This is a genomic window from Paenibacillus sp. CAA11, assembly GCF_003060825.1.
Taxonomy (GTDB): Bacteria; Bacillota; Bacilli; order Paenibacillales; family Paenibacillaceae; genus Fontibacillus.
In genome coordinates this window covers 1-12,500 of sequence record NZ_CP028922.1, presented here as the reverse complement: position 1 = coordinate 12,500, position 12,500 = coordinate 1, and the positions used below count along the sequence as shown (strand labels likewise).

At 47.3% G+C, this 12,500-nt stretch carries 9 protein-coding genes and 1 rRNA gene (1 of these 10 running past the window's edge); 1 reads left to right on the top strand and 9 read right to left on the bottom strand.

Annotation, left to right across the window (positions count from 1 at the left end; genetic code table 11):
* From DCC85_RS00050 to gyrA, 3 genes are all read right to left on the bottom strand, one after another.
* Window positions 1–669, bottom strand: a 16S ribosomal RNA gene (locus tag DCC85_RS00050); it reaches 887 nt to the left of the window's first position.
* A gap of 342 nt (window positions 670–1,011) precedes the next feature.
* A complete protein-coding gene (locus tag DCC85_RS00045; RefSeq protein WP_108463737.1) occupies window positions 1,012–2,097 on the bottom strand; it encodes an HD-GYP domain-containing protein in 1,086 nt (361 codons plus the stop codon).
* 190 nt (window positions 2,098–2,287) lie between these two features.
* Window positions 2,288–4,843 (bottom strand): DNA gyrase subunit A, encoded by a 2,556-nt coding sequence (gyrA, locus tag DCC85_RS00040; protein ID WP_108463736.1) that lies wholly within the window; start codon window positions 4,841–4,843, stop codon window positions 2,288–2,290.
* A 352-nt stretch (window positions 4,844–5,195) separates the two neighbouring features.
* Between gyrA and DCC85_RS00035 the strand changes: the two genes are divergently transcribed.
* Complete coding sequence (locus DCC85_RS00035; protein ID WP_108463735.1) at window positions 5,196–5,981, top strand: YheC/YheD family protein; 786 nt, start codon at window positions 5,196–5,198, stop codon at window positions 5,979–5,981.
* 57 nt (window positions 5,982–6,038) lie between these two features.
* On the opposite strand, the gene gyrB is transcribed toward DCC85_RS00035, so the two are convergent.
* The 6 genes from gyrB to dnaA all read right to left on the bottom strand — a co-directional run bounded on the left by gyrB (window position 6,039) and on the right by dnaA (window position 12,500).
* Window positions 6,039–7,949, bottom strand: a complete 1,911-nt coding sequence (gyrB, locus tag DCC85_RS00030) for a DNA topoisomerase (ATP-hydrolyzing) subunit B (protein WP_108463734.1) — start codon at window positions 7,947–7,949, stop codon at window positions 6,039–6,041.
* A gap of 90 nt (window positions 7,950–8,039) precedes the next feature.
* Complete coding sequence (gene remB, locus DCC85_RS00025) at window positions 8,040–8,285, bottom strand: extracellular matrix regulator RemB (RefSeq protein ID WP_108463733.1); 246 nt, start codon at window positions 8,283–8,285, stop codon at window positions 8,040–8,042.
* Window positions 8,286–8,304: 19 nt separating this feature from the next.
* Complete coding sequence (recF, locus tag DCC85_RS00020; protein ID WP_108463732.1) at window positions 8,305–9,417, bottom strand: DNA replication/repair protein RecF; 1,113 nt, start codon at window positions 9,415–9,417, stop codon at window positions 8,305–8,307.
* Window positions 9,418–9,487: 70 nt separating this feature from the next.
* Entirely contained in the window at window positions 9,488–9,703 is a 216-nt protein-coding gene (gene yaaA / locus DCC85_RS00015) for a S4 domain-containing protein YaaA (RefSeq protein ID WP_108463731.1), read from the bottom strand.
* A gap of 50 nt (window positions 9,704–9,753) precedes the next feature.
* Window positions 9,754–10,896 (bottom strand): DNA polymerase III subunit beta, encoded by a 1,143-nt coding sequence (dnaN, locus tag DCC85_RS00010; protein WP_108463730.1) that lies wholly within the window; start codon window positions 10,894–10,896, stop codon window positions 9,754–9,756.
* A 257-nt stretch (window positions 10,897–11,153) separates the two neighbouring features.
* Window positions 11,154–12,500 (bottom strand): chromosomal replication initiator protein DnaA, encoded by a 1,347-nt coding sequence (gene dnaA, locus DCC85_RS00005; protein WP_108463729.1) that lies wholly within the window; start codon window positions 12,498–12,500, stop codon window positions 11,154–11,156.

The following is a 12,500-nucleotide window of genomic DNA, read 5'->3' as shown; positions in this document are numbered from 1 at the left end:
TGCACTCAAGCCACCCAGTTTCCAGTGCGACCCGGAGTTGAGCTCCAGGATTAAACACCAGACTTAAATGGCCGCCTGCGCGCGCTTTACGCCCAATAATTCCGGACAACGCTTGCCCCCTACGTATTACCGCGGCTGCTGGCACGTAGTTAGCCGGGGCTTTCTTCTCAGGTACCGTCACCTTAAGAGCAGTTACTCTCTCAAGCGTTCTTCCCTGGCAACAGAGCTTTACGATCCGAAAACCTTCATCACTCACGCGGCGTTGCTCCGTCAGACTTTCGTCCATTGCGGAAGATTCCCTACTGCTGCCTCCCGTAGGAGTCTGGGCCGTGTCTCAGTCCCAGTGTGGCCGTTCACCCTCTCAGGTCGGCTACGCATCGTCGCCTTGGTGAGCCGTTACCCCACCAACTAGCTAATGCGCCGCAGGCCCATCCGTAAGTGACAGATTGCTCCGTCTTTCCCAAATCCCTCATGCGAGGAACTTGTGTATCCGGTATTAGCTACCGTTTCCGGTAGTTATCCCAGTCTTACAGGCAGGTTGCCTACGTGTTACTCACCCGTCCGCCGCTAAGTTATTTAGAAGCAAGCTTCTAAATAACTCCGCTCGACTTGCATGTATTAGGCACGCCGCCAGCGTTCGTCCTGAGCCAGGATCAAACTCTCCAATAAAGGATGAACAAATCTTCCGACAAGAACCGGACGATTTTTCATCCAAGATGGAAGGATCTACTCACCCGAAGGGAGTGGCTTTCCATCAAAATTGTTTGATGACTCATTTTGAAACTGACGAGAAAACTTAATCTCTCATTGTATATCTCACTCGTTGTTCAGTTTTCAAAGATCAAACTTCTTTGTTAGCGACTCATCATCACCAACTCTTATATAATACCATGCTACCGAGCATAATGCAAGCTTTTTTTCGACAAAATATTTTGTTCTAAAATCAAATTCGCTTATGCCCTGTAGAAGAAGCTTATTAACTATACCTTACTTGTTCGCCTCTCGTCAACCCTAGGATAAAACTTCCTCAATATAGATCTGACGCTGCTGTTCCAAGTTAATAATGTCTCCTTGAACAGATACCATCGGGCGGGTAGGATGATCTCGGTCTGAGAATATAATTTCACCAATTGCGTCATTACTCAGTCTCACCTTCATACCATTGTGAAGCTGAGTTACTTTGCTGATAAAGGTTTGAACAACACCAGGGTCTAGCTTGCCAAATGCTTCTGACTGAATTTGTTCCAACACCAAATAAGGGGATTGGGCTTTACGATACCGTTTCTTTAATGTCATAGCATGGAAAATGTCAGCAACCGCGACAATTTTGGCGTAAACATGGATTTTATCCCCCGTCAGACGCAAAGGATAACCTGAGCCGTTAATTTTCTCATGATGCTGCAATGCTGCTAATCTAACGCCCTCATTAAGGGCCGCAATACTGCGAAGCATCTGATATCCATAGGTGGTGTGAAGCCGAACCTCTTCTGTCTCTTCAGAGTTCAGGGGGAGCGGGCTATAGAGGAGCTTAGGGTCCACCTTGGCATTACCTATATCATGCAGCAAACCGGCCAAGCCAACCTGCATCCAATCCTTCTGAGGAAGTCCATACCACTGAGCAAGTGTATAAGAGGTTAGAGCAGATAAGATTGCATTATGATATACATAGTCATACTCATTCATCGCGCGAGGCGTGAAGGTCAAGATGTTATAAGATTTGATTTGCCCGATCAACAGCTCCAGCTGGTTGCGCAGCTCATACACAGGTAAATTGGATGCAAGCACAGACTGAAACGCGCTCTTCACCAAATTCAGCATTCGATCATACTCGCTTTGAAATTGGTTTGCAGCTGTCTTTATAGGTTCCGCAGTAACAGGGCTATTTGAACTATTCCCCTTTGCTGCTTCCTTCTTGTTGCCTAGTTTGTCCTCTGCACCATCAATTTCAACCTCTGTAACAAGGAAAGCCTGTAAAATATCCAGGTCTCTGGGTAGAAGAATTTTTCCCTTCGGCATTAACAAACCGCCTAAAGGAGTATGCACTGGACTAGCCACTTTTAAACCGGGTTTTATCTCTGAAATCGGAACACTTGCCATTATCGTTACCTCGCTCACATTCTCATTAGGCTAAAGTACTAATTATGTTTTTGAAAAACTGCTTAACACAGTCATTATATACGTCTTTTAGTGTAGTAACAATCTTGCTTTGTCAAAAAGATCAACTCTTCTGAAATAGTAAAAACGGATCTCCATATATGGAGATCCGTTTCGTCTGACTATAGCTATACTATTCCTGCTCGATATCGTCTGGAGTATCGCTCATCTCCGGTGCGACAATTTCATCATCTGTTCCTGCCGCGTCAAGCAGTTCCTCTTCCACGCTTACAGGATCTTCTCCTTCAAGCAGGTCATCTTGTTCTTCAGTCTTATCTGTTCTACATACCGTAGCAACCGAATCCTCGTCCCGGATATTAATCAGCTTCACGCCTTGAGCATATCGGCCCATAGTTGATATACCGGCCATACTCGTCCGGATCAGCGTACCGCTGCTGGTGATGATCATCAGATCCTCTTCATCCTTAACCAGCTTCAGCGCGATGACAGAACCATTCTTCTCGGTCACGTTGATAGTCTTAATCCCTTTACCGCCACGGCTCTGAACACGATAATCGCCCTCTGGCGTACGCTTGCCATATCCCTTGGTCGTGACAATCAGAATGTCTTGTCCAGGTTCGATTACATCCATCCCGATTAAGGCATCGGATGGATCAAGCGTAATCCCCTTAACCCCGGTTGCACCCCGTCCCATGGAACGCACATCGCGCTCTGGGAAGCGGATAGACATACCGTTCGCCGTTCCCAAGATAACTTCTTGATTCCCGTCGGTAAGCTTCACTTCAATCAGCGCATCATCCTCACGCAGATTGACAGCAATCAATCCGCCCTTACGAATATTGACGTAATCGTTCAGCGGCGTCTTCTTCACAATACCATGGCGGGTGGCGAAGAACAGGTATTTATCAGTTTCATCAGGTTCAACCGGGATAACCGCATTCACATTCTCCCCTTGTTCAATCTGAATCAGGTTGATAATTGGAGTCCCTCTAGCTGTCCGGCCAAGCTCAGGAATTTCATAAGCCTTAATCCGGTAAGCTTTACCGCGGTCGGTAAAGAACATCAAGTAGTTATGAGAATTGGTCACGAACAGATGCTCAACAAAGTCGTTATCCTTCGTATCCATTCCCATGATCCCACGGCCTCCACGCTTCTGGCTGCGGTAGGTTGTAACAGGAAGACGTTTGATATAGCCCGTGTGGGTAATCGTAACGACAACCTCTTCCCGCGGGATCAGATCCTCGTCAAGAATGCTCTCTTCACCGATTGTAATCTCTGTACGGCGTGCATCGGCATATTTCTCTTTGATTTCCTGCAGTTCCTGGCTGATAATGCCTAACACAAGCTGTTCACTGGCCAAAATCTCGCGGTATTCCGCAATTTTAGCCATCAGCTCATTATACTCGTTCTCGATCTTCTCACGTTCCAAGCCGGTTAACCGGCGCAGACGCATATCGAGAATCGCTTGAGCCTGCTCATAGCTTAAGCCGAACCGGCTGATCAAGCCTTCACGCGCCTCTTCATCAGAACTTGATGAACGAATCAGAGCGATAACCTCATCAATATGGTCAAGAGCAATCCGCAATCCTTCGAGAATATGGGCGCGGGCCTCTGCCTTCTTAAGGTCATACTCTGTCCGGCGGCGAATGACTTCAATCTGGTGATTAATATAATGCTGCAGCACTTCTTGCAGAGTAAGAATTTTCGGCTCGTTATTCACAATAGCAAGCGTATTGATACCGAAGGTTGTCTGAAGCGCTGTATGCTTGTAAAGATTATTCAGCACTACGTTCGGGTTCACGTCACGGCGCAGCTCAATGACGATCCGCATTCCATTACGATCGGACTCATCCCTCAGATCCGTGATTCCTTCGACTCTCTTCTCTCTTACAAGCTCTGCAATTTTCTCCACCAGACGCGCTTTGTTAACTTGGTAAGGCAGTTCATTTACAATGATGCGGGCCTTATTGTTAACCTCTTCAATTTCCGTTCTAGCTCTCATGGTGACGGAGCCCCGTCCTGTTGTATAAGCCTGGCGAATACCCTCGCGTCCTAAAATAAAGCCTGCCGTTGGAAAATCCGGACCTTGGATATAATTCATAAGATCCAATGAAGTCAGCTCCGGATTCTCGATCAAGGCTTGAACGCCTTCAATGACTTCGCCAAGATTGTGAGGCGGTATATTGGTTGCCATACCGACAGCGATCCCGGAGACACCGTTCACCAGCAGGTTAGGGTAACGTGCCGGAAGCACAACCGGCTCCTGCTCTTCGCCGTCATAGTTCGGCATAAAGTCAATGGTCTCTTTATTAATGTCACGCAGCAGTTCCATAGCAATCTTAGACAGACGAGCTTCGGTATACCGCATTGCTGCAGCAAAGTCACCATCTATGGAGCCAAAGTTCCCGTGTCCATCCACAAGCATATTACGCATTGAAAAATCCTGTGCCATCCGTACCATGGATTCATAAACCGCCGAGTCGCCGTGCGGGTGGTACTTACCGATGACTTCGCCGACGATTCTCGCCGATTTCTTATACGGCTTATCTGGCGACATGCCTAGCTCTGACATCGCGTATAAAATACGACGATGCACCGGCTTAAGTCCATCACGGACATCCGGCAGAGCGCGGCTTACAATAATGCTCATCGCATAATCCATGAAAGATTCACGCATTTCGACTCCGATGTCACGATCCACAATTTGCGGTTGTTTATCTTCCGCCATGCTGAGCCTCCCTCAATGATTACAGTGTATTTATCTATGGGATGAATAAATAAAGCCGCATTCCTGAATAAAATCGCTAACATCCATTATATTACTTTCACAAATTCAGCACAATTAAACATCAGATCGCGAGCCTTTATCCCAATTACCAATCAAAATGGGGAGGTGTCCACTCCCATTTCGCTATGGTCACATACACTACAAATATAGGCGTTTCCTTAAATCATCAAAAAATATGGAAAATCCCCATATCTTATAATTATATCATTGTTTTTCTCTTCTGTCCTCTGCTATTCTCTGCCTTCAGCTTAAGGAAACGCCATAAAGTTCTGTAGAAGGGAATGAATCACTATTGGGCATACAGCGAATTGCAAGTAAGTGGGAAAAAACTAAGGTGCTACTGATGAAAGATGATTTGCAGCCGTATATTCCCGAAACTCAGCTTTTTGGTTTGGAGCACTTACAGCCTATGCTGGATACTTACGGGCTCATCTACCTTAAACCTGATTGCGGAACTTACGGCCAGGGTGTCATGAACTTGGAGAGGGTCCCTTCTGAACAGGATCCGAACATCACGGTGCTGACACTGCGCTCAGGAATCCAAAGCGATAGCTTTGCAACTTTAGAAGAGGTTTTTCCCGTATTGCAGGAGAGGATTGGCCAACGCCCCTATATCATGCAGAAGGGGATCCGCCTGCTTACCTACAATGAGCGTTGTTTTGATCTTCGCGTGCTGGTGCAGAAAAATTACCGTAATATGTGGGAGACTACCGGCTATATCGGCCGTGTGGCAGCTTTGCAGAAGATTGTCACTAACCATCATAATGGAGGCAGCTCCTTCCCAGTAAATGAGCTTTTGAAAGGTTATATGGACGTTCACCGGATGGCTCAGTTTATTACAGAGCTGCGCGGCCTAGGACAGCGTGTAGGACAGCAGCTCTCAAGAAAGTACCCCAAACTCAAAGAAATTGGGCTGGATATTGCAGTGGATGCAGAATTTAAACTTTGGATATTAGAGGTCAATACCAAGCCAGCTCTTTTCCCCTTTAAATGGCTTAAAGATAAGACCATTTACAAAAGAATACGTAGGTATGCCGTAAGATATGGGCGGCTGCGTGCAAAGAGAAGAGCCTACTAATCTCGTATTATCATCTACAAAAAAAGACGGCTGCCAAAACAGGCAACCGTCTTCTGCTTAGATATCCAGATTTCTCACGTATTTGGCATGCTCTTGAATGAACTCACGGCGCGGTTCCACATTGTCCCCCATCAGCTTGTCGAACAGGGCATCCGCCAGAATGGCGTCAGAGATAGAAACCTGCTGCATCGTGCGGCTCTCCGGATCCATCGTCGTCTCCCACAGCTGGGAGGCGTTCATCTCTCCAAGGCCTTTATACCGCTGTACATTGTATTTGGCGCCTTCGCCAAACTCAGCAATAATCGCATCCCGCTCTTTCTCCGAATTCGCATAGCGAATCACTTTGTTGCGCTCAACCTTGAACAGCGGCGGCTGTGCAATGTAGACATAGCCGGCCTCAATGATTGGGCGCATGAAGCGGAAGAAGAACGTAAGCAGCAAGGTACGGATATGAGCGCCGTCAACGTCGGCGTCTGTCATCAGAATGACTTTGTGGTAACGAGCCTTTTCTAAATTGAACTCCTCGCCAATACCGGTTCCCAGAGCCGTAATAATCGCACGAACCTCAGCATTGCCCAAGATCCGGTCGAGTCTCGCCTTCTCTACGTTCAGAATCTTACCGCGGATCGGAAGAATCGCCTGGAAGTGCCGGTCGCGTCCCTGCTTGGCAGATCCGCCAGCCGAGTCACCTTCGACGATATACATCTCACTGATCGACGCATCTTTGGAGGAGCAGTCGGCCAGCTTTCCGGGCAGGGAGCTAACCTCAAGTGCACTCTTACGGCGTGTCAGCTCACGTGCCTTACGCGCAGCTTCCCGGGCGCGTGAGGCTTGCAGAGCCTTCTCCAGAACACGACGAGATACCGACGGATTCTCCTCCATGAATTCCTGAAGCTTCTCCGCAAAAAGGGATTCGACAATCCCGCGGACTTCACTGTTCCCAAGCTTGGTCTTGGTCTGACCCTCGAACTGCGGCTCAGGAATCTTCACGGAGATAATAGCCGTCAAACCTTCACGGACATCGTCACCGGATAAATTGGAGTCATTATCTTTGATCATTCCCGCTTTGCGGGCGTAATCATTAATAATTCTTGTCAGCGCACTCTTAAATCCGGACTCATGCGTACCGCCCTCATGCGTGTTGATATTATTGGCAAAAGAGTAAATATTCTCGGTATAGCTATCGTTATATTGCAGAGCGATCTCAACCTGGATAGCATCTCTTGAGCCTTCAACATAGATTGGTTGTTCATGAAGTGCTTCCCGGTTCTGGTTCAGGAACTTCACATACTCGATAATCCCGCCTTCGTAATGATAGGAACCTCCTTCACCCGTACGCTCATCGTGCAGAGTGATATTAATACCCTTGTTAAGAAAGGCAAGTTCCCGAATCCGTGTCACCAGCGTATTGTAGTCAAATACCGTAGTCTCTGTAAAAATCTCAGGATCGGGCGTAAATGTCGTCTTGTTGCCCGTCTCCTCCGTATCCCCGATAATCCGCACATCATATTGCGGAACACCGCGGTGATACTCTTGCTGATAGATGTGTCCGTCACGCTTAACCTCTACGATGACCTTGGTGGATAGGGCGTTCACAACCGAAACACCTACACCATGCAAACCGCCGGATACCTTGTATCCTCCACCGCCAAATTTACCACCTGCGTGCAGGACAGTCATGACGACTTCAAGCGTAGACTTCTTCATCTTCGGATGCTCACCTACAGGAATACCGCGTCCATTATCTACTACGGTAACGCTGTTATCCTGATGAACAATCACGTCAATCTTATTGGCATAGCCGGCCAGCGCTTCGTCGATGCTGTTGTCCACTACTTCCCATACCAAATGATGCAGCCCTCTGGCGCTGGTGGAACCGATATACATCCCCGGACGTTTGCGAACAGCCTCCAGTCCCTCCAGCACCTGTATATTGCTTTCATCATACGATTGTTCGTTGATAGACATGCCTTCACCTACTTCTATGGATTAGAATGTGCCCTGATCATACTGCGGGCTTCTCGTAAATTGGTATAACTACTAGCTATGCTCATAACTCTATGCAAAAAAAGTGTTGGATCTCTTCTTAAGGGTTGCTGAGGATATAGGGGAATAGTATACCGTTTGCTTTGTGACAACGATGGACTTGGCTTCTTCCTCTCCAATCTGGACTACGTTCTTTGATTTCTGCGCATGGCTCACAAACTGCTTGGAGATCTTAGAAGATTTCTCAATGGAAATATCAAAGATGGCAACCAGCTCTTTTGAGGATATTACCTTCTCTCCGCCCAAATGAATGTACACTTTCCCTTCCTCCCATCCTTTAGGACAACACTTGACCGTCCTGTACATGAAAAATACTAGCGTCCTTCAGCCGGCTAGCGTTAATGCTCTCCATCCCGGTAGCGGTGATGAACGTCTGCACCTTACTTTGAAAAGTCTCGATCAGCTGAGTCTGACGATAGGGATCCAGCTCCGAGAGCACATCATCAAGCAGGAGCACCGGATATTCCCCGATCTCCTCATGAATAAGTTCTATTTCGGCTAGTTTGAGCGATAAAGCTGTCGTCCGCTGCTGACCTTGGGATCCGTATACCTGTGCTTCCTTGCCGTTGATGTAAAAGGACAAATCGTCACGATGCGGACCGGCCAGAGTCATCCCTCGCCGGATCTCCTGATCCTTCATTTGTGATAACTTTATCATAAAATGCTCTAATAAGACAGCTTCTTCTTCCTCTTCAGGCTCACTGAAGGAGGGTAGATAGGATAATTCCAGTGTCTCGCTTCCGTCCGTAATTCCATAATGAATGTCCGCAGCCCACTTTTGCAGCTTTCTTATAAATTGTTTCCTTCTTTTCACGATTTTAACACCATGCTCTGCAAGCTGTTCATTCCAGATCTCCAGCATAGCCTGCATCTCAGGCCCGGCATTCCAAGCCTGCTTCAGCATGTTATTACGCTGTACCAGAATCTTCTGATACTGCTGAAGGTGGAACAGGTAGCTTGGAACCACTTGACCGATCTCCATATCCAAAAATCTGCGGCGTACACCGGGAGTTCCCTTCACAATTTCAAGATCCTCGGGTGCGAACATCACCACATTTAGTGCACCGATAAAATCACTGAGCTTCCGCTGCTCCAGGCCATTGAGCTTAGCCTTCTTCCCTTGCGAGGAAAGCCTCAGCTCTAGGTTGACTGGGCCGTACTTTTTCTCTACCTGCGCGGCAAGCACCGCAGCGTCTGCTTGAAAGGAGATCAGCTCCTTGTCCTTAGACGTGCGGTGCGATTTGGTGAGCGCCAGAACGAGGATGGCTTCCAGCAGGTTGGTCTTCCCTTGCGCATTGCGGCCAAGGAGTAGATTCACACTCCCAAAGCTATCGAGCTTCAATTCCCCATAATTGCGATAATGCTCAAGACTCAAGTTTTTGACAAACATTTGTAGGATGCCCCCTTGTCTCCCGCTGTCCTATAACCTTGCACAAGGCTTAGGGATAGCTCTAGGGAGCTTACTTCGCTGCTACCTGAAAGAGGCCTGCGTCCTCCACCTCAACGGTATCGCCTGGATAAAGCTTGCGTCCGCGGCGATCCTCTGGCTCTCCATTCACTTTCACCATATTGTCCTGAAGAAGCGCTTTGGCCATGCCCCCGGTAGGAACACAGTCAGCAAGCTTAAGAAATTGATCGAGCTTAATATATTCGCTGTGAATCGTTACAGTTTTCAAGTTGAAAACTCCTTTGTTCTGTAATCATCCTTGCCAAGTTGTCTTATTCCTTAGTTCGTCGTCCGATAAGGCAGGATCAGATAGAGACTGCGGCTGTCATCCACAGGCTTTACGATAATCGGGCTCATTGCCCCGGTAAAGCCGATATGGAGTTGTTCGCTTTCCACGACTTTCAGCACGTCGAGCATATATTTGGAGTTGAACGAAATGCGAAGCGGATCTCCGGAGAATTCAGCTGCCTCCAGCTGCTCCGTTACCTTCCCCAGCTCGGAGGAGCTGGATGAGATTTCGATAGTTCCGTCATCCAAGGTCTGAAGGCGAACGATATTGGTCTTCTCTTCACGAGACAGCAAATAAGCGCGGTCGATGGATTCACTAAGTTTTTTTGTATCCACAACCAGTTCTGTTTTATAGCTTGTCGGAATAATTTTAGAAGTATCCGGGTAAGTTCCGTCCAAAATCCGGGAATAGAACAGCACCCGGTCAATCTTAAACAGGACTTGGTTATCAGCTACTACGATATCGACCATGGTGTTCTGGTCGGGAATAATTTTGCCTAACTCATTAAGCGTTTTGCCGGAAATAACTACATTGCTAAAGCGTACTCCCTCTGAATTAGCTAGCGAAGCCTCCCGACTGGCCAGACGGTGACGATCGGTAGCTACAAATTTGAACATGCCATCGCTTAAATTCCAGAGTACCCCGGTCAAGATTGGGGTTGTCTCATGGGTGGAAATAGAGAATACGGTTTGCTTAATCATATTCTTAAGCAGGTCTCCTGGAACAGAAATTACTTGATCCTCTTCTACGCTTGGAAGTACTGGGTACTCTTCAGGATCAAGACCGACCATTTGAATATCGGTAGCTCCGGAACGGATGTAGGTTTGGAAGCCATCTTTCACTTCCATCTCAATTTCAGGTGACGGAAGTTTCTTAATAATCTCTACAAAAAATTTAGCGGGCAGTACAACACTGCCAGGGCGTTCGATATGAACAATCTCTTTGTTGTCTTCCTCGGTCGGAATGAACGCCTGAATCGAGATATCCGTATCACTAGCCGTCAAGGTAACACCTTGGAAATTAACATCAAGTTTAATCCCTGTCAGAATAGGAATCGTTGTACGGCTGGAAATAGCTTTGGACACATGCTGAATGGATTCATTGAGTTCGGTTTTTAAGATGCGGATTTTCATGGTTTCACTCCTAAACGTATTGGAAGGTCCGGTTCCTCTTTTTTGCCTGACAGAGCGCCGGTAGTCAGCAGCGCAGCGAAGCTTCGATCTGCCGCTTATATGATGATGTATTTATTAATAAAAACAGTAGTATTAGTAATAGGGGCACTGAATATGTGGATAACACTAATTTTAACACGAAATGGAGCCTATCCACATGTGTATAGATTGTGCATAGGCTCTGAATCTATCGTTGACAAGTTATCCACTTGTGAACATCAGGTTGAACTCTTAATTTTCTCTGTGATGTTATTGATAATCTTAAATAGCTCCTGATCTGTCTTCAAATGCTGGGAGATCTTCTCATGCGCATGAATAACGGTAGTATGATCCCGTCCTCCAAAAGCTTCCCCGATCTTCGGCAGCGAGTAATCCGTTAATTCCCGGGATAAATACATCGCGATTTGCCTAGGGAATGCAATAGCCTTCGTTCTTTTACGGGCTTTGAAATCCTCAAGCCTAAGGTTGTAGTATTCGCCAACTTTCTGCTGAATGTCCTGAATGGTAATCATCTTAGGACGGCTGGAAGGAATGATGTCCTTCAGCGCTTCAGCAGCTAAGTGGGTGGTCACATCCTGATTAATAAGGGATGAGTAGGCTACGACACGAATAAGAGCCCCTTCAAGCTCCCGGATGTTGGTATCAATTTGATTTGCGATATACATCATAGCCTCATTCGGAATATCCAAGTTCTCTGCTTTAGCCTTCTTGCGCAAAATGGCGATCCGTGTCTCTAAATCCGGCGGCTGAATATCCGTAATCAGTCCCCATTCGAACCGGGAACGAAGCCGTTCCTCCAGGGTTGGGATCTCTTTGGGCGGCCGGTCACTTGAGATTATAATCTGCTTGCGCTCTTCATGCAGTGCATTAAAGGTATGGAAGAACTCTTCCTGGGTCGATTCCTTCCCCGCCAGAAATTGAATATCGTCAATCAGCAGAATATCGATGTTACGGTACTTATTGCGGAAGCTCTCCGCGCGGTTATCGCGAATAGAATTGATAAATTCATTCGTGAATTTCTCTGATGAGATGTAAACGACCTTGCTGCTTGGGCTATGTTCCAAGATATAATGGCCGATCGCATGCATCAGGTGGGTCTTGCCAAGTCCAACGCCTCCGTACAGAAACAGCGGGTTATAAGCCCGTGCAGGAGCTTCAGCTACAGCAAGGGATGCCGCATGAGCAAAGCGGTTGCCGGATCCAATGACGAAGGTATCAAAGGTGTACTTCGGATTTAGCATGTGCGAACCGTTGTCTTCACTTATCACGGGTGCTGGAGCTGGCGTCTGCGCCGGAGCAGGCTCGGACGGCTTAGCTTCTTCAATGACGAAAGAGACATCCACCTGTTTGCCAAGCACTTCCATAACGGTTGTGGCGACAAGTTTGGTATAGCGGCTCTCGAGCCACTCCACGGCGAAAGTCGTCGGAGCGGAGATGACGACGCTCTTGTCCGAGAAAGAGACAGCCTTGGTTGCTTTAAACCAGGTATCGAAGCTCGGTTTGCTGAGTTTGGTTTGGATAATAGATAAAATTTGCTGCCATAATTCAGAGGTATGGCTGTCCAC